This is a genomic window from Ruegeria sp. CG11, from assembly GCF_056537245.1.
The window spans coordinates 51780-74952 of the sequence record NZ_JBQFRE010000015.1; the positions used below are offsets into that span (position 1 = coordinate 51780).

17 protein-coding genes are annotated in these 23173 nt (G+C 57.7%); 7 read left to right on the plus strand and 10 right to left on the minus strand.

The window, feature by feature from the left end; translation table 11 throughout:
• Window positions 1–2: 2 nt before the first annotated feature.
• Together ACR0KW_RS19985 and ACR0KW_RS19990 are read right to left on the minus strand one after the other, a co-directional pair.
• Complete coding sequence (locus tag ACR0KW_RS19985; RefSeq protein ID WP_480806559.1) at window positions 3–821, minus strand: SapC family protein; 819 nt, start codon at window positions 819–821, stop codon at window positions 3–5.
• A gap of 58 nt (window positions 822–879) precedes the next feature.
• The gene (locus ACR0KW_RS19990; RefSeq protein ID WP_480806560.1) at window positions 880–4761 is read right to left on the minus strand and encodes an Ig-like domain-containing protein; all 3882 of its coding nucleotides are present in this window, start codon (window positions 4759–4761) and stop codon (window positions 880–882) included.
• Window positions 4762–4917: 156 nt separating this feature from the next.
• Between ACR0KW_RS19990 and ACR0KW_RS19995 the strand changes: the two genes are divergently transcribed.
• On the plus strand, window positions 4918–6957 hold the full coding sequence (locus ACR0KW_RS19995) for a beta-propeller fold lactonase family protein (RefSeq protein WP_480806561.1): 2040 nt from the start codon (window positions 4918–4920) through the stop codon (window positions 6955–6957).
• Window positions 6958–6972: 15 nt separating this feature from the next.
• Here the strand turns inward: ACR0KW_RS19995 and ACR0KW_RS20000 are convergent, their stop codons facing one another.
• The 4 genes from ACR0KW_RS20000 to ACR0KW_RS20015 form a co-directional block, all read right to left on the minus strand.
• Window positions 6973–8289, minus strand: a complete 1317-nt coding sequence (locus ACR0KW_RS20000; RefSeq protein ID WP_480806562.1) for an HlyD family type I secretion periplasmic adaptor subunit — start codon at window positions 8287–8289, stop codon at window positions 6973–6975.
• Entirely contained in the window at window positions 8279–10009 is a 1731-nt protein-coding gene (locus ACR0KW_RS20005; RefSeq protein ID WP_480806575.1) for a type I secretion system permease/ATPase, read from the minus strand. The genes ACR0KW_RS20000 and ACR0KW_RS20005 overlap by 11 nt, the downstream gene beginning before the upstream one ends.
• Window positions 10010–10534: 525 nt before the next feature.
• Complete coding sequence (locus tag ACR0KW_RS20010) at window positions 10535–11236, minus strand: IS6 family transposase (RefSeq protein ID WP_480806563.1); 702 nt, start codon at window positions 11234–11236, stop codon at window positions 10535–10537.
• Window positions 11237–11354: 118 nt separating this feature from the next.
• A complete protein-coding gene (locus ACR0KW_RS20015) occupies window positions 11355–12227 on the minus strand; it encodes a LysR family transcriptional regulator (protein WP_480806564.1) in 873 nt (290 codons plus the stop codon).
• An 87-nt stretch (window positions 12228–12314) separates the two neighbouring features.
• Between ACR0KW_RS20015 and ACR0KW_RS20020 the strand changes: the two genes are divergently transcribed.
• Genes ACR0KW_RS20020 through ACR0KW_RS20040 form a run of 5 tightly spaced genes read left to right on the plus strand, consistent with a single transcriptional unit; the run spans window position 12315 to window position 18088 of the window.
• Window positions 12315–13772 (plus strand): aldehyde dehydrogenase family protein, encoded by a 1458-nt coding sequence (locus ACR0KW_RS20020; protein WP_480806565.1) that lies wholly within the window; start codon window positions 12315–12317, stop codon window positions 13770–13772.
• Window positions 13772–14746: a membrane dipeptidase gene (locus ACR0KW_RS20025; RefSeq protein WP_480806576.1), complete on the plus strand. Its 975-nt coding sequence runs from the start codon at window positions 13772–13774 to the stop codon at window positions 14744–14746. The genes ACR0KW_RS20020 and ACR0KW_RS20025 overlap by 1 nt, the downstream gene beginning before the upstream one ends.
• Window positions 14747–14750: 4 nt before the next feature.
• On the plus strand, window positions 14751–16439 hold the full coding sequence (locus tag ACR0KW_RS20030) for a hypothetical protein (protein ID WP_480806566.1): 1689 nt from the start codon (window positions 14751–14753) through the stop codon (window positions 16437–16439).
• Window positions 16436–17065 carry a DUF3726 domain-containing protein gene (locus tag ACR0KW_RS20035; RefSeq protein WP_480806567.1) on the plus strand — a complete coding sequence of 210 codons (630 nt, stop codon included), beginning with the start codon at window positions 16436–16438 and terminating at the stop codon, window positions 17063–17065. The genes ACR0KW_RS20030 and ACR0KW_RS20035 overlap by 4 nt, the downstream gene beginning before the upstream one ends.
• Before the next feature lie 12 nt (window positions 17066–17077).
• Window positions 17078–18088, plus strand: coding sequence for an Ldh family oxidoreductase (locus ACR0KW_RS20040; protein ID WP_480806568.1), 1011 nt, complete (start codon window positions 17078–17080; stop codon window positions 18086–18088).
• Between the two features lie 39 nt (window positions 18089–18127).
• Here ACR0KW_RS20040 and ACR0KW_RS20045 read toward each other — a convergent pair whose 3' ends face one another.
• Window positions 18128–19006 (minus strand): DMT family transporter, encoded by an 879-nt coding sequence (locus ACR0KW_RS20045; RefSeq protein WP_480806569.1) that lies wholly within the window; start codon window positions 19004–19006, stop codon window positions 18128–18130.
• Between the two features lie 145 nt (window positions 19007–19151).
• On the opposite strand from ACR0KW_RS20045, the gene ACR0KW_RS20050 reads away from it, so the two are divergent.
• A complete protein-coding gene (locus ACR0KW_RS20050; RefSeq protein WP_480806570.1) occupies window positions 19152–19901 on the plus strand; it encodes a DUF1868 domain-containing protein in 750 nt (249 codons plus the stop codon).
• Between the two features lie 282 nt (window positions 19902–20183).
• Here the strand turns inward: ACR0KW_RS20050 and ACR0KW_RS20055 are convergent, their stop codons facing one another.
• From ACR0KW_RS20055 to ACR0KW_RS20065, 3 genes are all read right to left on the minus strand, one after another.
• Window positions 20184–20867: an IS6 family transposase gene (locus ACR0KW_RS20055; RefSeq protein ID WP_480806571.1), complete on the minus strand. Its 684-nt coding sequence runs from the start codon at window positions 20865–20867 to the stop codon at window positions 20184–20186.
• Window positions 20868–21064: 197 nt separating this feature from the next.
• The gene (locus ACR0KW_RS20060) at window positions 21065–22063 is read right to left on the minus strand and encodes an isopenicillin N synthase family dioxygenase (protein ID WP_480806572.1); all 999 of its coding nucleotides are present in this window, start codon (window positions 22061–22063) and stop codon (window positions 21065–21067) included.
• A 364-nt stretch (window positions 22064–22427) separates the two neighbouring features.
• Window positions 22428–23111, minus strand: coding sequence for an IS6 family transposase (locus ACR0KW_RS20065; protein WP_480806573.1), 684 nt, complete (start codon window positions 23109–23111; stop codon window positions 22428–22430).
• Window positions 23112–23173: the final 62 nt, after the last annotated feature.

Consider the following 23173-nt stretch of genomic DNA (forward strand, 5'->3'; position numbering starts at 1 on the left):
TTTCACACCCCACTGGTTCCAAGGAAATCGTCGTTCTGAGCGTTGGCCATTGCGCTAAGGAAACCGGAAATGTCTGAATTTTCGGTATATTTCTGTCGCGAGATTTGCTCGACCAGCTGTTGCTGTGCGCGTGCCAGCCAAGCGAAATGGCAAAGCGAGATCTGGTGGCCGTGGATCAGCAGAAAGGCACCTGAATCAACCAGTTTCAGTTTTTCAGCCCGCGACAGTTTCTTTAGGCGCGGTGTCGATATGCCCAAAGCCCCGGAAGGCAATGTGATGCCATCGTGGGATTCAGCGGGTTCAAATAGCCCCATAGCCTTGATTACCCGGCAAATTTCCAGAGTCGCCTCGCGGGCCGCAACACGGTTTTGAAGGAACCTGCGCACATCGCGTAATGCCGGTGACAGAATCCCGGCCCCGTCAAAGAAAGGTTCGTCTTTCGAGTTGGTGCTTAGCAGCCCGGATGTTTCATCCACATTCAGCTGAAACAGGGTTGATCCGTTGGCCGTGCTCTGGCCCAAGGGCTCTGCATGAAAGGGGTGGCATCGCAGCTCGGATGGAACGTAACCTGCCAACCATCGCCCGTCTTTGGAAACAAAAGGGGTAGGCATATCCTGTGACAGGGACAAAACGGCCCTGGGTTCGATATCCCTGCCGCTTTCCCTGAACACAATCGGAAAGGCCGCTGCAATTTGCGGTACTTCCTGCAATACAATCGCGCATTCAGCGCGATTGGCTGCGAATTCGTAAGAGGTGAAATGTTTCCAGTATTGGCGCCCGTGCCTTGCGGCAGTGACTGGAACCAGGTCGTTCTGCGCCATCGTTACCCCATTTTTTGCTACGGCTGCCAATCAGAGCGACCGGCAGCCATTTTGGTGATCAGGCGGTTGCTCCGGTGGGATCGGTATGCAGGATGTTGTCTGTGCTCAGACCGGTCAGGTCATCCAGCCCAGTGAATTGCGCGACGGTTTCAACAGACGCTGAGTTCGGAGCACTGTAGTCGACTTTTACCAACACGCTGTCAGTACCGTCCGTTGCCATGACGTAGATTTCGTCGCCTGCTTGAAGCCCGGTAAAGCTCTCAACCGCGGCTTCGATCGTGTTTTGGGACAAATCGCCCAAAGCCGTTGTCAGGCCAACAACACCGGTATCGGTGCCAATCGCATCGCCAACGGCCAAAGTTTCGACATCTGTTCCGTCACCGCGCAGAGTTCCAACACTCAGGCCACTGAACATAATGGCGTCCGCCACTTCGGCCGCCGGGCCGATCGTGAAACCCGTCACCGTGTCGAGGCCGTTAACCGCCGGGTCTGCCTCGAACACTACAATGTCACGACCTGCGGCGGAAACATCAATCGCATCGTTGCCGCCCTGCCCGCGGATGATGTTGTCGACATCGGTTGCGACTAGCGCGTCAACACCGTTGGTTCCGAGCTGGAAGACGGAATGCCCGCCAACAGACGTCGCGATCGACAGCTCAATTGGTTTGCTTGCATCGACGACCGTCATGTCGAAGCTCATCAGGGGTTGGCTCAGGTCTGTGATGGTGGTCGAGGCACCGGAGAAACGGATCAGCGATGCCCCATCCGGATTGGCGAAGAAGCCAAAGATACCGCTATTTGGGATCTCAGAACCGAGGTCGTAGGTCGCTACGGAGGGATCGAAACCCAGTTTCACATCCAGGGCGAGCCCACCTGAAATATCTGTGTCCAAGTCCGCGTAGACCTCGAACGTCACCGTGTTCCCGGAAATTCCGGCCTGAGTGATGACATAACCCGCAGGTTCGTGCGCGGTGTTCTCATCGGTTGCGGTTGCAGGGTCCGGCCCGCCGGAAACCGTAGCATCAGCCGAGAAGTTAAGAGTATCACCCGAATCGAGACCCGAGAAGTCCGAGGCCGGGACAGCCAAAGACCAACTGCCATCGGCCGCCACAGTTGCGCTGCCAATCGGGCTTCCGTTGAGTGAAATACCCACTGCTTTGCCAGTGCTCAGGCCGATCGATGTCCCGGAAACGGTTACGCCAGATGCCTGAGCGTCAGCCAGTGAAACAGCGTTGTTCGTGCCGACAGGGTTCATGGACAAAACCGGGCGGAGATCCGTAGTCAGCGTGGTTGTGGCCGGGGTTGCCGGGTTACCGGCCTGATCGGATACACTGGCCGAGATCGGATAGCCGGTGCTGTCCGACAGAGCGGCCAAATCGACCGCGGGAACAGTTGCCAACCATGTACCGCCGGATGCGACACCGGAATAGGTCTGTCCGTTCAGGGTGACAGAAACGGTTTGCCCATCCTTGGCGCTGGTTGCGCCGGTGATCGTCAGATCGCTGCCTTGTTCGGTCACGTCCAGTTCGGATCCCACGGATAGGGGATCGAGTGTTACGGTTGGAGCAGTGAAATCGGTGTCAAAGCTCGCACGATTCTGGGCGCTGTTACCTCCTGCATCTGACACCGACGCGTTCACATCGTAGGAGACCCCATCCTGCAACGCACTTAGGTCCGAGGCTGGGGTCGTATAGCTCCAGTTGCCGCTGCTGACCGTGGCCGTGCCGGTGACATCCACGGTTCCGTCGGGGCGGGCGATTTCGACCGAGACCACCGTGCCATCCACTGCGTCAGAGGTGCCGGTTACCGTCAGGTCCGTGCCCTGTTCCGCGGCGTTCATGATGGCACCATCCGAAAGGTTTGTGATGTTCACCGTCGGCGCAGTGAAGTCCGTATTAAAGTTGTTGCTGGCCTGGATCGCCGGGTTCCCTGCCTGGTCGGTCACATCTGCAGTGACTGCAATGGTGGCCCCGTCCGACAAGGCTGTCAGATCGGCGGCAGGAACGGTAACGGACCACGCACCACCGGATGCAGCACCAGTGTAGGTTTGCCCGTTCATAGAAACGGTAACGCTCTGCCCGTCTTCGGCCGTGGTCGAACCCGTGATAGTCAGGTCCGTGCCCTGCTCAGCCGCGTTCAGCACGGCACCGTCCGAGAAGCTGTCGACCGACAGCGTCGGGGCGGTCACATCTTTGGCCAATGGCACATTGGCCTGAGGCGCTGCCAGACCATCGGAATCCGAAACGTCCGCAGAGATTGTGAAATTCCCTCCGTCTGGTAAGGCAGCCAGATCGGCGGCTGGGACTGTTACGCTCCAACTGCCGCCCGAGACGGTATTGGCATAGGTCTGACCGTTCAGGTTGACCGAAACCTGCTGTCCGTCCTGTACATTGCCGGTTGTGCCCGAGATCGTCAGGTCGGACCCCACTTCAACTGCATTCAAAACCGCACCGACGGACAACGGAGAGATGGTGACAGACGGGCCAGTCAAATCAACCGGAACAGACACCGAAACCGGCACTGAGACGTTGCCAGCTGCGTCGGAAACAGTGACGTTGAATGCGGCAGGTACACCAGTGGACAGGCCAGCAAGATCGGCGCTGGGGATCGTCACGCTCCAGATGCCGCCCGCGGCGGAGGTCGAATAGGGTTGCCCATCGAACGTCACGGTAATGGGACGACCATCGACGGCAGTGGTCGATCCTGTCAACGTCAGATCGGTGCTGACGTCGATCAATTCAATCGACCCACCGGCAACCGGGTCCAATGAAATTGTTGGAGCGGTAAAGTCCGTATCAAAGCTGGACCCGGCTTGCGCGGCCGGATTGCCCGCCTGATCGGTGACGTCCGCAGTGACGGCAATCGTCGCGCCGTCCGGCATGACGGCCAGCCCTGCGGCAGGGACTGTTACACTCCACTGCCCGCCGGAAGCTGTGCCTTCGTAAACTTGCCCATAGATGGTGACGGTGACGGTCTGGCCATCTTCGGCTGTTGTCGTGCCGGTAATGGTCAGATCGGTGGCCTGTTCGGCTGCGTTCATCACCGCGCCGTCCGAAAACCCCGATATTGTCAGAGTCGGGGGGATGGTATCCACATCGAATGCAACCGATTCAGACGACAATTCCGTACCCTCGGTATCAAGATTGCGGATCGCCACGGATTGCACGCCTTGCGGTAGAGAAGCGGCCTCAGCCGGGGTCAGTGAAACGCTCCATGATCCATCAGCTTCGGGCGTTACGGTCTTGGTGACCGGGCCGATGGTTACTTCAACCGTTTCCGTACCTTCCGGCGCGGTCAGGTTCAGATAGGCGCTACTCAAAGTGTTGGCTTGCGAGCCGGCCAGATTGAGTACCGGATAGTTGGGCGCAGGCGTAGGCGCGGGAGAGGCATCGTCGTCCCCTCCACCGCCACCACCACCGGCAGCGGCCGCGGCACCCGCCAGACCCAAGCCACCCAGAGCGGCACCGGTTCCACTGATTCCCCCGACCGCAGCGGCACCGCCAGCCTCGGCCAGGCTGAACTGGGCGATCTCGGATACGACGCCCTCGGCAATCATAACCGCACCGCTTTCCAGCACCTGCACATTTTCGGCGGCCACAACCAGTTTGCGGCCATCTGCCAGTTTCAGAAGAACGTCGCCATTATCCAGCAGCTTGACCGAGCGTACCCCGGGAATGGTTTCCGCGAATTGGAAGGCATAAAGCTCTTCGACAGTGGCCTGCGCCAGTGCGGGCAGGGCCAGGATTGTCGACCCGAGCCCACCCGCAATGCCACGACCGGCCCAACGGCGCATTTTGCCGTCGATCCACCGACGGATGTTTTGCTTACGCTCGAAATCAGATTGATCCGTAGCCGGATGGATCTTGGATTCGGGTTCTTTGGTCATCTTGCCCTCACATGTGGTTTCCGCGCCCGCCCGAGGGGTCCAGGTTTTGTTCATCTGTCTTTCCCTTCGGTGACTCATGCGGTCGGACCAGAAAAAATTGAGTTAAACTGAAGCCGAACTCCTCGTTTTCTCCACATTCCCGCTTTGGTTTCGAACTGGGCATCAGATCATCCTGTAGTCGGTGCCAGATTTGGCGTGGGGTGATTTGATATGGTGCTTCAGTTCGAAGGCGTGGTTGCAACAGGGAGCGCTGCGCTCGATTCAGGTATCGGCGATACGGCTTTAAAAACGCTTAATGGCGAAACGTATCTGTACAGCGTGACCGGCCCGGGTGGCGGAATTGCGGTGTGGAAGCTGGTCGAGGGCGCTCTGCCGCAATTGCAGGACATCGAGTATTTCAGTGGCACGATCACGTATCAGGTCGGCGACAGTGCCATGCCCGTATTGCTGGTCGGAGATGATCATCTTGTTCTGGATGTGCGCACGGCGATTGGACTGGTCGGGTATAAACTCAATCCAAACGGGACCGTGGGCGCCTTGCAGGAAACCGGCTCGTTAGTCGGTGGTGGAGATATCTCGGCCCTTGCTCAGTTTGGCGATGTGTTGACCATCGCGCATGAGGGTACAGGGCGGATAGCGGCTTATACCGTGAACGGGGATGGGTCACTGAGTCTGGCAGATTCGGTCGCAGGGCAGGCTGATTCGATGCAGGTGCTGCAAGCCGGGGCAGATCATTTCGTGATTGTGGCCGATGCCGTCAGCGGCGCGATCAACACTTACAAGGTCGATCAAAACACCGGTGCCCTGACCACGGTCGACAACAGCGACGCGCTGGCAACACTGGGGATCGCGACACCGACAGCGGTCGAGGTGGTGCAGGCATACGGCCAGTCCTGGGTTGTTGTGGCAGGGGCGGGCAGCAACTCGCTCAGCGTGATGGAGCTGGCGGCTGACGGACGTCTGATTGCAACTGACCACGTTCTGGATTCGCTGCATACGCGGTTTGAAACTGTACAGGATCTGGCCGTGATCGAAGCCGACGGGCATGTGTTTGTCGTGGCTGGCGGCGGCGATGACGGTGTGACCCTGTTTGCCCTGACGCCGAACGGCCAACTGGTGCATCTGGACAGTTTTGCCGACACTGTGCAAAGCGGCCTGCAAAATGTCGAAACGCTGAGTGTTGCGTATGTCGGGGACGAATTGCAGATTCTGGTCGGATCGCAACAGGATGCGGGGCTGACGCAACTCAGCGTTTCAACCGACGATCTGGGGATAGTACAATCCGGGTTCGGTACAGTCTCCGGATCGGCGCAGAACGACATACTCAGCGGCAGTATCCTTGATACCACCTTGTTGGGCGGGGCAGGGGACGACATTCTGATCGCAGGCGTCGGAGCGACCACGATGGATGGCGGAACCGGGGCGGATATCTTTGTCATGCAATATGGCAGTGACCCGACGACGATTAACGGCTTTCAGGCTGGTGTCGATCGGTTGGATCTGTTCGACTATCCGCTGCTGCGCACGCCGGGTCAGTTGACGTTTACAGCCACTGCACAGGGGGCGCAGATCGAATTCATCAACGAGGTGATTGTTATCAATTCCGCGACCGGAGGCCCTTTGACCAGCGCCGAAGTGTTCGGAGCGGGGTTTGGCGGACCGGATCACATTCCGGTGGACTTCGGGGATTTTGGTGGTTTGGACCCCGTCAGCTCGGACGGGATTCTGGGCGATATCTCGATCAACTCGGAAACCGCGAACCCGGCCCTGTCCCATGCTGAAATCCGCTTTACTCCGAATGGGGGAGGGACCATCGCCGTTCGAGCGGATGACGAAGGGCGTTTTGATCTGGGTTTGCCCTCGGGCACGTTTGAGGGCGAATTGGACATCGTCAAAACCTATTCGCTGGCCAGTGACAGAATCACGGCACTGGATGCCTTGCAGGTTCTCCGGCTCTCGGTCGGGCTCGACCCGACATGGGGCCCGGCGACACCGGAAAACCTGATCGCAGCAGATGTCAATCAGGATGGAACTGTCAATGCGTTCGACGCTTTGGCCATCCTTAAGCTATCTGTCGGCCTGCCGACGGGGCATGACGCGGGATGGGTCTTCTTGGACAAGGACACAGACCTGTCGGGCATCACGGAAACCAATGTCAGTTACGAAACCGGTGTAAACGTGACGGCAGTCGACAATGTGATTGCTGCAGACATGACCGCGATCCTGTTGGGGAACGTCGAGCAGCTCTGAATACCACCGTCGCCATTACTCGCGGAAGGCCCGGTTGAAATAGTCGGCCAACGGCTTGATCAAATAGGACAAGGGGCTTCTTTCGTCAGTTTTGATCATGGTTTCCACCGGCATCCCGGGCAACAAGGCCTGTCCGTTCAGACGTTCGAGTTCGCTGTTTTCCGGGGCAACTTCCGCACGGTAATAGGTCTGGCCGGTGTTTTCATCAGTGAAGGTGTCTGCCGAAACAGTGATGACCTGCCCTTCAATTTCGGGCGTTTCACGTTGATTGAACGCCGGAAAGCGCAAGGATACGGGTTGGCCGACAAATAGCTGATCCACATGGATCGCATCTACTCGTGCAGCCACCAGCAGGGGCGTGTCCTGCGGCACCACATACATCATCGGTTCTGCCGGCTGTATCACCGACTGCAGCGCAAAGACCTGACTGCCATAGACCGTTCCGGCGACAGGCGCGCGGATATCCAGCCGCGACAGCCGTACATCCAGAGACAGGCGACGCTCGGCCAATTCCAATATCTGCGTCTGAACATCCCGCAGTTCTGTGATGGCCTCTTCGCGCCGCGTGGCGGCCAATTCCACAATTTCGATCTCTGTTGCAGCAATTTGCCCTGCCAAGCGTGCAACTGTCGCCTCCAACCGACCAATCTCGCCGGTCAGGCTGGCTTCTTCGCGCTGCAGGGCGGAAACCCGGCTTGCCTGCGTCAGGCCACGATTTAGCAGGCTTTGTTGATCGTCCAGTTCCTCTTGAATGAGTTCAACCTGCCGCCGCAATGAGACAAGTTGCGCCTCTGTGCCTTCGATCTCTGTTTCGATCTGGTCGCGCTGTTTGCCGAGTTGCTGAGTTTGCTGTGTCAGGGTTTCCAGTCGGGCTTCGAACAAGCTCTGCTGACCTGCGGTCAGATCTGCATCTATGTCTTCCTGCTCTTGAACAGAAGCCAATTGAGTTACCAGTTCCTCGGGACCTGCACCGTCACGTTCGGCCTCCAAACGAGCCCGCCGCGCCATCAGCTCAAACAGTTGAGATTCAACGATGGTTTTCTCAGATGACAAAAACGTATCGTCCAGACGGACCAGCATGTCGCCTTCGGAGACCACATCTCCGTCGCGGACAAAAATCTCTCCGACAACGCCGCCATCAGGGTGTTCAACAACCTGCCTATTGCTTTGAACTTCAATGCTCCCCTGCGAGACAATAGCCCCGGCCAGACGGGTCTGAACCGCCCAGACGCCCAACCCGCCGACAAGAACGATCAGGGCTGTAAAACCGACAAAGGCCGGTACCGTAATCCGCCACACCGGGCGTGTATCCTGAGCCGCCTTATCCTGCATCTTTTTTCACCTGACTGAGGCCCCGTTTGATCGCACCGGCATTCTGCACCATGGCAGCCAGCACCTCGTCCCGGCTGCCGGTTTTCACCACTTGACCGTTTTCGACAACTGCCAGATCGTCACATTCCGAGATCGCCTGTGGGCGATGGGTCATGATGATGGCGGATTTACCGGCCTCTTTCAGGCCCCGAACAGCGGCGTTCAGCGCCTCGGTTCCTTCGGAGTCCAGGGCCGAGTTTGGTTCGTCCAGGATCAGCATGACCGGGTCCCCGTACAGGGCGCGCGCCAATGCGATACGTTGTTTCTGACCACCGGACAACTGGCTGTCATTGCCTTCCAGAAACGTGTCGTACCCCTTGCTGAGGGTCAGGATCAACTCATGCGCCTTGGCTTTTTTCGCCGCAGCCACAACGGCTTCGGGATCCGGTTTTTCCGACATGCGAGCGATGTTTTCTGCCACCGTTCCGTTGAACAGCGTCACTTCCTGCGGCAGGTAGCCGATATGTTGACCCAGATCGGTGGGATCATATTGATCCAGCGTCGCACCGCCCAGCCGGATTTCTCCCGCAGCCGGTTGCCACAAGCCCAACAGGGCCTTGGCCATTGTCGATTTTCCCGAACCGCTTTTGCCGATGACACCCAGCGCGTGGCCCGGTTCAAGCCGCAGCGTGACGTTTCGCAGGGTTGGCTTGTCCGCGCCCGGCGGGATGACCGTCAGGCCCTTGGCGGTCAGACGAGCCTCGGGCACGGGTAGTTTGGTGCGCGGCTTTTCCGGCGGGGTTGCGTCCAGAAACCGGTTCAGCGATGTCCAGGCCGTTCTCGCGCGCTCGACCATCCCCCATTGGCCCACGGCTTGTTCGACCGGCGCCAGCGCGCGGCCCAGCAGGATCGATCCGGCGATCATCGCGCCAGGCGTCAACTCGTTGCGCAGCACCAGCCAAGCACCAAGTGCCAGCATCGCCGATTGCAGAAACAGCCGCAGAGATTTGGTCAGCGAGGTAAAGCTGCCGGTCCAGTCACTGGCAGCGATGGTCTGACGCAGGGCATTTGTCCGCTGGCTTTGCCAACGCTGGGTGATGTCCTCCTGCATGCCTTGTGATCGCACCACCTCGGCGGCCTGTCTGGCATGTTCCGAAAAGGCGTTGGCCTGTGCCGAAGCCCGTTGTGCCGAGGCCACCTTGTGGCGCGTCAGCCCCTGGTTTAACAGCGCAATCACGATCAGCAGGGAACCGCCTGCAACGGCCAGCCAGCCCAACAGCGGATGGAACAGGAAGATCGCCGCCAGAAAAACCGGGGTCCACGGGATGTCCATCACCGCCAGCAAGACGGGGGAGGAACACAGATTCTGAATCGACTCAAGATCGCGTAGCGCCGTTGCCGGAGCTGATCGCGCCTGCGGATGTAGAGACCGGCGCAGGGTTGCATCAAACACGCGCTCGTCCAGCTGCGACTGGAAGCGAGCCCCGAACCGCGCCACGATTCTGCCGCGGGCATAATCCAACATTGCCATAAGCGCATAGAGCAACGCCACCAACAAGAACAGCGCTGTCAGCGTTTCCACCGCACGCGAGCCAAGCACCCGGTCATAGACTTGCAACATGAACAAAGGCCCGGTCAGCATCAGGATGTTGACGAATATGCTGAACAGAAACGCCAGAGCCAGAAAGGTCATGCCCTGATTGCGCACTTTTCGCAGCTCATGGCGGGGCGGCATCATCATGCGGTTTTCGATATTCACGTACGAGGCCTTTGGTAACTGTTGGTCTTTAAGTTTAGGGCGTTTGCGATGGGGCGCATCCTAAAACTATGGCGCGGTGCTGAAAATGCTAGAGTTGGTGGATCGGCGAAAAGCTACTTGTCGTCAAGCCAACGACCGCCGAACGGGCCTTGGGCAATCAACTGGCTCCCAAATTGACCCCCATTGCGGTGTCACAAGAGGATCGCGGCAAGGGGCCTCATTGTTGACGCCTTTTCCACGTCAATCTGGTGCCAAGATCATTGTAATTTCACGGTGTATTGCACCAGATTTCAGGAGGGCCGGAATGAACGGAATAGACCACGTTTACCACTATGTCGGCTTTTCATTTCTGGTTGGGCGGGATCATCACCGCTCATTGTTTTTTGATGCGGATCGGTCCGGCGGTGAATAACCGCAAACTTTTCTGACGGCTCTTGCGAAAGAACCTGACGTGACGAAGTTGTCACGTTAACTTCTGGCCCAACAAGGAATGCTGATGCCCTGACTTCAATCGGCTCGAGTGGTGGCATTCCAGGCATCAAGTGCCTCAAGACGGTGATATAGAATTGTTAAGGCTGTGCGACGGCGAGTGGGGACGCAGAAACAATTCCGGGCGGCTGAATGGGCGGCTACGAACCGCTGCAAGCCTCCAGGAGATCGAAATCCCTGCATAGTCCGCTCTCGCTTCCGAAATGGCAGATGACTGTTTTCAGCGCAGTTGTTCAAGCCTTTGTGTGCCCAATGATCCAATCCCTGCACGGTCTCCGGCTTGGTGGCGCTATATGAGCGCAGCGTGTCTGTGATGATCCGCTTGGGAATGAAACCGAGACGCTTTATCAGGCGACGAAACAGCCGTTTGACGGCCCGTTTATCCCGTTTCAGTTGGAGTATTTCGCCCAGCACAATACCATGTTGACCGACCGCGCGCCAAAGCCAATATTTGCGACCGGAGATTTTCACTACAATTTCATCCAGATGCCAGACATCGCCAGACCGACCCTGACGTTTTCGCAAATTTCGAGCGATCAGAGGTCCGAGCTTGATGATCCAACGGCGAATGGTCTCATAGGAGACATCGATCTCGCGCTGCAGCAACAATTCCTCAACTTTCCGTAGGCTCAGATTGAAGCGTACGTACAGCCACACCGCATGGGTGATGATCCCTTGAGGAAATCGGTGGCGCTTGCAGCTGATCAACGATGAATTCATCGACGCCACCTACGTCCAATAAAAGGCACAAGCAACCGAGCGAAGATTTACGTGACAACTCCGTTTTGGCTTCGGTCGAGGATCTGGTGAAGTGAGGAACCCGAACTGGCCAAAGGTTTCAGATCAGCTTTCTACTCAGGATAAAGGCGCTGCACTCGTCCGTCAGCTCCTGGAACCGTGGTTTTTCCTTGACGTACAAATAGACCTGCCGTTTGTCGGGCAGGTCCGGCAGGGCGCGAAAAGCGGTGGTTTCGGGAATAAAACGCGCAACAGTTTGCGGGAGCACGGTCACCCACTTTCCGGTTCTGACCATGGTAACAAGCGAATGCGTATTGTGAATGGTGACGTCGGCATCTGCGATCGCATCCACAAATTTCGGCGTCTGAATAAGATCGCACAGGGCATTCCGAACAAACGCGGCGGCCATCACATCATCCAGGGCGGGCGGCGTGGGGCTTGTGATAAGCGGATGGTCAGACGCACACACAAGCCCGAATTGATCCTCGAACAGGGGAATGGCCTTGATGCCTTTCAACGGATGGAAACCCGAGGCGATACCGATATCCGCTTTGCCATCCACAAGCGAATCCAGCACCTGTTGCGTATCCGTATCGCGCAATTCGACTTTCAGCCCGGGAAAACAGTGGGTCATGTGTTCAAGAACCGAAGGGAAGACCAACGCGGCGACTGAGGGAACCGACACTATTCGCATCAGGCCGTGGGTGGCATCCGCAACCGCCTCGATAGACTGCACCGTCTGATCAAACTGGCGAACCTGCTTCAAAGACAATTCGAACACCTGCTCTCCCAGTGCGGACAGATGGGTCTTTCGTTCTCCCTCAAACAGCTTTTTACCCAAATGGCTCTCGAGTTGCTTTAGCGTCATCGAAACGGCCGATTGGGTGCGTCCCAGACGGTCGGCTGCCTCGGTCAGGTTGCCTGTTTGCGCGACAGTGCAAAAGCAGCGCAGCATTTCGATCTTGATTGCCATACTTCAATCTTTCTGAAGTTTTTTTCAATTGTTTGAATTTGACTGATACTGATTACAAAGTCCATTCTCTGCTCGACCAATTTTGACATGGGGCCTGTTGTGACCAACCAGAACCTGATTGCCGGCGAATGGCTGGCTAGCGAAGCCGAAATCGAAAACCGCAATCCTTCTGATCTGAGCGACCTGATCGGTCATTTCGCGCAGGCCAGTGCGGATCAGCTTGAGGCGACGCTGGATCAAGCGCGTGTGGCGCAGGCTGAATGGGCGGCATACGGGCTAGAGCGCAAGCAGGCGGTTCTGATGAACATCGGCACCGAACTGATGTCGCGTGCCGAAGAGCTTGGCACCCTGCTCAGCCGGGAAGAGGGCAAACCGCTGGCCGAAGGTAAAGGCGAAGTATTCCGGGCCGGGCAGTTTTTCACCTATTACGCTGCCGAGTGCCTGCGCCAGATCGGTGAAAACGCCGACTCCGTGCGCCCGGATATCGAGATCGACGTCCGCCGCGAGGCGGTCGGCGTTGTTGCCGTCATCAGCCCTTGGAACTTCCCGACCGCCACTGCGTCGTGGAAGATTGCTCCGGCGCTGTGCTACGGCAATGCGGTGGTTTGGAAACCCGCCAACATCACTCCGGCGTCGGCTGTTGCCCTGACCGAGATCATCAGCCGTCAGGACATCCCCAAGGGCCTGTTCAGCCTTGTCATGGGATCGGGCCGCTCCATCGGGCAGCGGCTAGTGGAAAGCCCCAAGGTCAACGCCATCTCGTTCACCGGTTCGGTACCGGTCGGCAAGGGCATCGCCGCGGCCGCCATTCAAAACCTGACCAAGGTACAGATGGAAATGGGGTCGAAAAACGCGTTGGCCGTCATGGACGACGCCGATCTGGATCTTGCTGTTTCGCTGGCGCTGGGGGGTGCGTTCGGGGGGACCGGTCAGAAATGTACCGCTTCGTCTCGGCTGGTGGTTCATGCCGCCGTGCACGATGCCTTTGTCGAAAAACTGGTGGCCGGGGCGCAGGCGATGAAGGTCGGCCACGCGCTGGCAGAGGGCACCCAGATGGGGCCAGTGGTCAGCGCACAGCAGCTGGCCGAAAATCTGGCTTATGTCGATCTTGGCAAGTCCGAAGGGGCAGAACTGGCCTGCGGCGGCCAGCGATTGGAGATGCCCCAAGACGGCTATTACATGAGCCCCGGCGTATTCCTGAACACAACCAACGACATGCGCATCAACCGAGAAGAGATGTTCGCACCGCTGACCTCGGTCATCAAGGTCGACAGCTATGACGAGGCGCTGGCAACGGTCAACGACACCAATTTCGGCCTGACCTCAGGCATCGTCACGCAAAGCCTGGCCCGCGCCACGCATTTCCGCCGCAACGCGCGCACCGGGGTCGTGACGGTGAACCTGCCCACTGCCGGAACAGACTATCACGTGCCCTTTGGTGGACGCGGAGACAGCTCTTACGGCCCGCGGGAACAGGGTAAGGCCGCGGCCGAGTTCTATACGACGGTCAAGACCGCCTATATTAGCGCTGGAAAGCCGATGTGATGCGGATCGACGGGCTGCAATACACCAATTGGTCCGAGAAGATCTTTCGGCAATTGCGCGAAGGGGGCGTGGACGCGATCCACGTCACCATCGCCTATCATGAGAATTTCCGCGAAACCGTTCTGAACTTTGAAAAGTGGAACACGTGGTTCGAGCAATACCCTGATCTGATCATGAAAGGGTTGTGGTCCAGCGACATCGACAAAGCGCGGGAAACCGGGCGCACGGCTGTGTTCTTTGGCTTCCAGAACCCTTCGCCCATCGAGGACGATATAGGATTAGTCGAAATCGTGCACACTCTGGGCGCGAGGTTCATGCAGCTGACCTATAACAACCAATCTCTGCTGGCCACGGGCTGTTATGAGGCCGAAGATACCGGCATCACCCGCATGGGCCGTCAGGTGATCAAGGAAATGAACCGTGTTGGCCTGGTCGTTGACATGAGCCACTCGGCCGACCGCTCCACCATCGAAGCCGCCGAGCTGTCTGAACGCCCGATCGCGATCACTCACGCGAACCCGCACGAATGGTCACCCGCCCTGCGCAACAAGCGTGATGATGTGATCCGGGCTGTGACCGAAAACGGTGGGATGATGGGCTTTTCGGTCTATCCTCATCACCTGAAAGACAAGTCGGACTGCACGCTGGACAGCTTTTGCGAGATGATCGCCCGCACGGCTGAGAAATACGGCGCAGAACACCTCGGGATCGGCACGGATTTGTGTCAGGATCAGCCAGACAGCGTGGTCGAATGGATGCGGGTCGGGCGTTGGTCCAAACAGATCGACTATGGCGAGGGGTCGGCCAGCAATCCGGGCTTCCCTGCGATGCCAACTTGGTTTCGGGACAACCGCGACTTTGGGAACATTGAACAAGGGTTGCGCGCGACCGGCCTGAGCGAAGACGAAGTGGCCGGGATCATGGGGGGAAACTGGTACAGGTTCTTTGCCGAGAACTTCGTTGCCCGGGGGTAGCCGAATGGAAACACAGGCGCAAACTCACATCGTCCAACGAGACCCTGCCACAGTCATGCGGCTGTCACGGCTGGGATCATTGCACCAGTGTCGGCTGAGTTTCATGCGACAGCTGACTCGCCGCATGGCGCGAGAAAACTGGTCGTTTTCACGCCCGGTTTTCGACATTGACGCCAACGGCGTCGGAACAGCGGTCTACACCGCCCACGGCCCGGAAAGGGCGTATTCGCTGGTTGCATTCGCCCATGACCTGCCGCCCGAGAAACGCTCGGACCGGGTGATTGCCGACGCTTGGGACGCCACCTTTGCCTTATTTGACGGCATCCCGACAAAGGCTGATATCGAGCGTCTTTCGAAAAACGTCCCCCTGCAGGAAGCCGGGCGCGTCAGTGAAACCGAGCTGTCCTTGTCCCGCGCCAACCGCTCGGTCCGGCTGTGGGAACATGTGGTTGATGCTCTGGCCGCTGGGCAGCAACCGGATCTGCAGCAGATCTATCAGGTTGGCTATCTGATGCGCACGACCGCCGTCTATGGTTCAGGCAAGTTTGGCGCGGCAGATCGCGAGAACATCGCGAACCGCCCGGAAACCAGTGCGCCGTTTCAGGCCGAAATGCTGTCGGTTTATCTGACCCGCGCCTTCGTGCGGGATCTGGTTCAACACATAGCCGACGCTAAAGGCGGCAATCAGGCCGCAAAACTGGACCCGGACATTGCGCATTGGTTGGGCATCGGCAATTCCACCGGTCTCGGCATGGCGCCATTCATTGTCAACCATCCCATTCTGTTCAACAACTGGGTCATGGCACGGGAAGAAGCAATCGCGCGTGTTCGATCGGTGGAAACCGCATCTGCGGCCGAGGTCGATCACTTCCGCAGTATTTTCGAACGCAGCCAGCTATCCATGACATGGTGGCGGTCTGAGCATCCCCTACAAATCGAGAAACTGGCGGCGTTGAACGCTGACCTGCAAGCGATCTCGGATTACCTGGATCGGGGCGGTTTGACCGGCAGCCATCCCTGGGATCGTCTGGTGAGTTGGTCGCAAACTACGCTCAGCGAAGAAGGACAGGAATACCTCGCCTCGCTGATCCTTGAGCCCTACGCTGATCTCGTGGACGGGCTGGCCTCGTGCATGGCCGATGGCAATGCCGAGGCATTTGTGATCGACGGGTCGATGCCGATCAGCGACGTTCGTGATCTGATCCGGGGCGCCTTTGGCTGGGCGCTGGATCTGGATTGGACATCCCGCGAAAACTGCGCCCGCGCTTGGTATGTGTCCGAGGAAAAACTGGAACCCCGCATGGGCGAGCGGTTCGAAGAACCCATCGCGGACTATGAGCAGCCACTGGCCCCGGCGCGGGACGCCGCTGCAGCCCACGCGATGTTGAGCGAATGGGACGACGCCCAGCCAGTAGCAGAGTTCCTGCTGCGCCATCCCGAACATCGCCACACCGTTCGGCGCGCCCAGATGACCCGCTCCGCACCTTATGGCGAAATCCGGGACAATACGATTGGCGCGACAGTTGTACCTCTCGACATGTTGCGGGCAAAGCTGTCGTTCTTCGGCGCCACACATTTCGATCCGCGTTCAGATCGCTGGGTTCGCATTTGCATGTATGCCGGTGCGCCCTACCCCGAGGAACTGACCACCCAGAACGCCGATCTTTGGGTCTATCCAGAGGTTCCAGCATGAGTTTCTCACTGAACGAGATGGAGGCAACCGCCAAACGTGCCACCCGCGGGGCGGGCTATTCCTGGGGACAGGCGGAGGAAGCGTCAAAAGCGGTGCGCTGGTTGTGCGCCCAAGGGCTGGATGGCGCCGAAATTCTCGCCCGGTTGCTGACGCTCGGGCTAGCCTCGGACCTTGCTGCCCACCGCCCCCGGCAGGTCGATGGCCTTTGGCAAGGCGATGGCGAGTTGTGCCCTTTGTCGGCAGGCCCTCTCCTGTCCGACAGCGCTTATATGCTGAAGGCCACCCCGGTCGAAATGCGGGACGTTGTTGCACCTGATCTCCTGCTGCCCTTTGCCGCCAATGCGGCGCGTGTTCTGAAATGCTGGGTAAACGTCGAAATCGACGGCACGCTGGCGGTCACAGACGGCGATCACCTGGCCGTCCACGATGTTTTGCCCGCCGCGGCCCAACGCGTCACCGTTTCGCAGGGTGTTGCACCTGAGGCCCTGCGCGATCGGCACTCGCGCGTGCAGCCCGCGCCGCGTGATTGGGATGTTCTGAACCGCTTTGCCCACCGGACCTACGCCCCCGCAACCGAGGAATCCCGCCTGCTGGGCGCAGGGGCCGGGCTTTCCGACAACGACTGAAAAGAGACACACGTGACCGACACACGGACCCTTACCCTTGCCGAAATAGAAGACCTGTCCTTCCGCGCGCTGGTCGCAGCGGGCACATCCAAAGACAACGCCCGCCCGTTGGCGCAAGCAACCGCCGCGACTGAGGCGGACGGCGTCGCAAGCCACGGCCTGGCTTACATCCCGATCTATTGCGAGCATGTGCAATGCGGTAAGGTCGATGGGATGGCAATGCCTGTGCTGTCGCGCCCCCGACCGGGCGTCTTGACCGTCGACGCCGCCACGGGCTTTGCCCATTCTGCCATTGATCTGGGATTTGACGCTCTGATCCCCGCCGCGCGAGAACAAGGCGTTGCGGTTCTGGCCATCAAGAACAGCTACAATTGCGGCGTTCTTGGGTTTCACACCTACAGGCTTGCCCAAGCCGGGCTGGTCGCGCTGGGGTTCACCAATGCGCCGGCCTCGATTGCCCCGTCCGGTGGCTCGAAACCTGTCGTGGGCACCAATCCGTTTTCTGTCGCTGTCCCGGGAACCGATGGCCAGCCCGCCTTGTTGATCGACCAGAGCGCCAGCACGATTGCCAAAAGTGAGGTCATGAAACATGCGCGCGAAGGCAAGCCGATCCCGGTTGGCTGGGCGCTGGACGCCGAGGGCAACCCGACCACCGATCCGGAAGTCGGTCTAAAGGGCTCAATGGCGCCTTCGGGCGGCTACAAGGGCGTCGGCATCGCGCTGCTGGTCGAGGTTTTGGCCGCCGCCCTGACTGGGGCGGCGTTGGGCATCAATGCCTCGCCATTTTCGGGAACGGCAGGCGGTCCCCCGAAAACCGGCCAATTCTTCATAGCCATCGATCCGGGCGCAACAGCCGAGGGGGCGTTCGCGACTGGTGTCGCCGAACTGGTCGAGGCCATCCGCCTTCAGAACGGGGCGCATCTGCCCGGTGACGGTCGCCGAGCCAAGCGTCTGGCAGCCCAAAATGAAGGTGTGGCAGTGAGCACGGCGACACTTGCCAGGATTGAAGCACTTTTGGGCTAGATGATCGGTTTGGCAGGGTTTCACTCGGCTGCCTAGGGTTCACCCCTTGGCGGCCGAAGCCCACTTGTCTGACTGATGCAGGATCAAAGAGCCAAGCCCCGAAAACGCGATCAGCACGAGGCCCAACAGAGAATAGGCATCCGGCCAATCTTTGAACACGAGAATCCCAAGCACCGTTGCGGAAACCAGTTGGCTGTAGACCAATGGCGCAATCAGGCTTGCCTCGGCCGACTTGTTTGCGATCACCAACAAGTAATTGCCCACAGCAGAGGCAAAAGCGCTCAGCAGTATCAACGCCGCGACCGACATGTCAGGCACAGGAAACTCCGCCGTCAGACCGAGCGGCGTCAACAGCACCGAACCGATCAAGAGTTGGGAGATCAACAGGAATCGGGGCCGGTAAGCGCCTGCCAGCGTTCGCGTCATCACCAGATAGGCGCCATAGAATCCGCCGGCCGCCAGCGCGAAGATCATGCCGGAGGACACGCCGAAACCCGGCTTTACGACCAACATGACCCCCGCGAACCCGATCGCTAGCAGCACGCCGCGACGGCGCGACGGTTTTTCGCCAAGGAACAGGATGGCAAGGACATAAGACACCACCGGCCCGATGAAGAACGCCCCAAAGACATTGGCAATCGGTTCGGTTCGCAGTGCCGTCAGGATGCAGCAAATCCCCCCGGCGATAAAACACGCCCGCAACATGACGCGCCAATCTCGGAAGTTTGGCAACTCGCTTGCTGTAAGCCCGCTGAATGGCAGCAGCAGGATTGCGGCCAGAGCGAAGCGCGACCAGGCAACGATGATCGGATCGACGCCGCCGCCGGTCAGAAGCTTGCCCGCAGTGTCACCGATCACAACAAAGGTCACCGCGGTGAACACAAGCCCGGCAAGCTGAAAAAGATTGGGCGATGTCATTGTCGATGCGCCTGTGAAAATTGCCTGAACTGCATGGCCGAGAGTTTTCCGACAAGGTGTGGATTTATCTACCGGTTATAGCGCGCTCTCCGTCAATTCGAAGTAGAACCTTTTCTGGTGCCAAATCCCCATTCCGGTCATAACCTTGCAACACACCTCGAACAAGGTGCCGAAAAAACGGAGCATTACAGTGCCTTTGAATGTTGACGTCGCACCCTTCGCAGCCAGCAGAAACCCGGACGTCCCGCGGCGGTTTGGCCAGCGATATAACGCAGAAAAATTCCTGCCCGAGGCCGGCAACACCGTTGTCTGCCATCTTGATGTCGATGCCCCAACTCACAAGGCGGTGCTGGACGCGCGCAAGAGAGTGATGGTGTTGCCGGAAGCCGGGCGTTTTCTTTTTACCCCTGCTGAAAGCCTGCACATGACGGTGTTTGAAGGTGTTATCGAAACCCGTCGCACGCCGGACACATGGCCCCGCGATCTTGACCGGGATGCCTCGGTCAGCAGCGTCACCGACGCCATGATCGATCGGCTCGCTGATTTTTCCGCACCCTCGAGTTTTTCCGTACGCGTTACGGGCTGCAGCCCCACGGGTCTTGCGCTCAAAGGCGCCACCGACGAAGACGAGGCGAAGATGCTGGCCTGGCGCGAGGCGCTGACCGAGCCCTTCGCGTATCGCCACGAAGACCATGACGCGTATCAGCACCACATGACCTTTGCCTACCCCATCAATTGGCTGCCCGATTCACTGCTGCCCATCTGGGAAGCTGAACTGAGTGTTATCCTTGCAGACCTGGCAGATGCCGCACCTGTCATTCCGCTCACTGCGCCCGCCTTTTGTCAGTTTGCCGACATGACGCGGTTCGAAGAAATCCTTGTGCTGAATAGCTGAATGCCCGGTACGGCGGTGCGCGTCCAGAATTGGTCGGTTTGCGCCGACAATGTCTGAGTCAACCTCCTGCACCCCGCGTTATTCAGCCGTCCACACAGCCAGATGCGCGGGTGCCGGAAACTTCACTGAACCGTCCGGGGCAGCAAACTGTCCCAGACGTTTTTCCGCTTCTGAGACCAAGGCTTCATAGTCGGCATCGTCGATGAACTCAGCCTATGTCCACCCGCGGAGGTTCTGTCGCAAATTTCTTCGAAGGCTGAGTAGATGGAGCAGGAAGGTCGGTTATTCTGCCAATTGCGCGAACTGCTGAAACGGCGAGAGTCTGGGTATGAATTGACCTTTTCGGATCATTTTGACCCGTTCAATTCCAGCGAGAGCGGATTCCGCTGAATCAAAAGACTTGAAGCCCGACATCGGCCTGATCCGACGTTTGATGAACCGGTGGTCTTGTTTAATGATGTTATTGAGGTATTTCCGCCTCACAATCTCGATTGGTACTGGGCAATCTAAACCTTTCAGCATCTTGTTTATGGCTTTGATACCTGCTGTGTTGGCCCCGCTTTTGTCGATGACGATCTTGCGTGGCAGTCCGTTCACCTCGAGAGCGCGAGTGAAGAACTTCGTCGCAGCGGCCTTGTTCCGGCGTTTGGATAATATGAAGTCCGTGGTCTTGCCGTGTTTGTCGATAGCGCAATAGAGGTAAACCCATTCACCCTTCAATTTCACATATGTCTTATCCATGCGCAATGAACGGTCGGCAGGACGATTTTTATACCGTGAAGCATCAGCTACAAGACCGGCGTATCGGCTCACCCAACGGTTCAGCGTTGCGTGATCCTGTTCAACACCACGTTCCGCCATGATTTCTTCCAGTTCGCGGTATGACACGCCGTATCGGAGATAGAAGAAAACAGCGTACAAAATCACTTCCTTCGGAACATGCGCGCCCGTGAATGAGATTGTCACGGTCTGCTCCTGTCTTATCCGAGCACGCGTTACCATAAAGTACGCCCGACCTGGCAGGTGGGGAAAGAGTTTGCGGCAGAACCGTCGCGCAACCTGTAACTAAGCTGAGGGGCCGGAATATCGGTTTGGCGTTCAGGGGTCTGAATCCCACCGTATTCCGGCCATGCGCCCTGCCGTTGTTTAGCGCAACCTTCTGTTTAAACGGCTTCTTTCAGGTGGGCGTAACTGGCCGCGAAGCGTCCGAACTTATGAGCTCCGCATGTGACGCCCTCATAGCGGCGCGGATTTTCGTCCGAGATACATGTGTCCAAGGGTGTGAATACCGCATCATAATCTGCATCAATGAAGAACGGGATCGAATAGCGTTCGCGACCGGATGTGTTGATGACGCGATGCATGTTGGCCAGATAGACATCATTGGTCAGGCGCTGGATCAAGTCTCCGATATTGATCACGAAAGTCCCGGGGATCGGAGATCCCTCGACCCAGTTGCCTTCGCGGTTCATCACCTGAAGGCCGCCGACATCGTCCTGAGCAAGAATGGTCAGGTTCCCATAATCGGTATGCGCACCGATGCCGATGATCTTTTCGTTTATCATGCCGTTTTGCGGTGGGTAGTGCAGCAGACGTTGGATACTGATCGGGTTTTGCATCAGGCTTTCGAAGTGGGTTTCCGGCAGGTCCAGGCTCAAGGCGATACCGCCCAGCAGCTGTTTCGACAGCGCGACCATCTTCTGGTGATAACCGTAAACCAATTCCTGAAATTCGGGCAGAGCATCCGTCCATTGATTGGGGCCGAAGAACGGGCCCTCTAACGTGTCACGCTCGGGCCCGATGTCGAAACACTCTTTCAGGTCCCTGGTCTTGGTCGGGTCGGTGTTTTCTCCGTAGGGTTCGATATAGCCGCGAAGCGCCACGTCCGAGTTGCTGACGTGCAGCTTCATCTTGTCTTCCATTGGCAAGTCGAAAAAGCGGCGTGTGACGTCGAAGACCTGATCGACGAAGTCCTGCGCAATGCCGTGGTTCTTCACATACATGAAGCCGACGTTCGACAGTGCCCAGCGAATTTCCTTCGCCACTTTCTGCTTGTCACTGCCGTCCAACAACGGAGCGATGTCGATCACAGGGAGTTTGTCGAAGGATTCACGCTTTGCGCGCAGCTTGTCATCCAGTTGAGCAACGAGATCTTGTGCCATTGGGGTTCTCTTTTCCATCCTGAGAGAGGCCTGATTGCAGGCGCAATCTGACAGGGGCCGGCCCTTTTTCAATATTTCAAAATTTCGAGATGAGATGAATGCAGTTCATCTTAATGCTTGCGTCTTTCTTCCTGTTTTGGCTCAGAGTGCACATAAAGGGGCTCAAAGGGGGCAATAAAATATAAGATAACTGGCGGTTCTTGAGAAATTTATTTGTCGAGGAGAAGTGCGCGCAACTACAGTACGCATTATTTCTCAACACCCAAGGTTGTGAGCAAAAGCCTGAACGTGCCTTGTTATGTTCTATTTCCGGTTGTGTTGCCAATTTTTGGAACGATCAGAGTAAGCGTCTTACCAAGCACACTTACCCTACGATCTCCGCAAACATCCGAAATCCAGAAGCTGTCGCGGTTGGAAATAGCCGTTTTCGGATCATGTTGGCCACTTTGATACCTTCCAACGTCGCGGATGCCGACGAGAAAGACTTGAAACCGCACATGTGCCGAACGCGCCGTTTTATGAATCTGTAATCCTGTTCGATCATGTTGTTTAAGAATTTGGACCTGATTGTTTGTACTTTAGCCGGGCAACCAATTCGCTTCAGGATTCTGTTCACTTCTCGAATACCGGTTGCATTAGCTCCGCTCTTATCGATGACGATTTTGTCTGGGATTCCGTTTGATGACAGCGCTTTGGCAAAGAACCTGGTTGCTGCGGGACCGTTCCTTCGCTCAGACAGCATAAAATCAAGGGTGTTCCCTGCTTTATCGACAGCCCGGTAGAGATACACCCAATTGCCGCGCACACGGATGTAAGTCTCGTCCATTCTCCAAGATTTCTGTGTTGGGCGCTTTTTCGATTGCGCGCGCGCTGCGATCATCGGTGAATACTTCACAACCCATCCATTCAATGTGGCGTGGTCGACGGATACGCCCCGTTCAGCCATGATTTCCTCAAGGTCGCGATAGGAAACAGTGTGGCGCAAATAGAAAAATACAGCGTACAAAACCACATCCTTGGGGAAGTGGCAGCCTTTCAAAGAAACCATTCTGAAACCCGCTCGCGATTGATTTGAAAGCAACAAGCACCAGGGCACGCGATTTCGTCAAC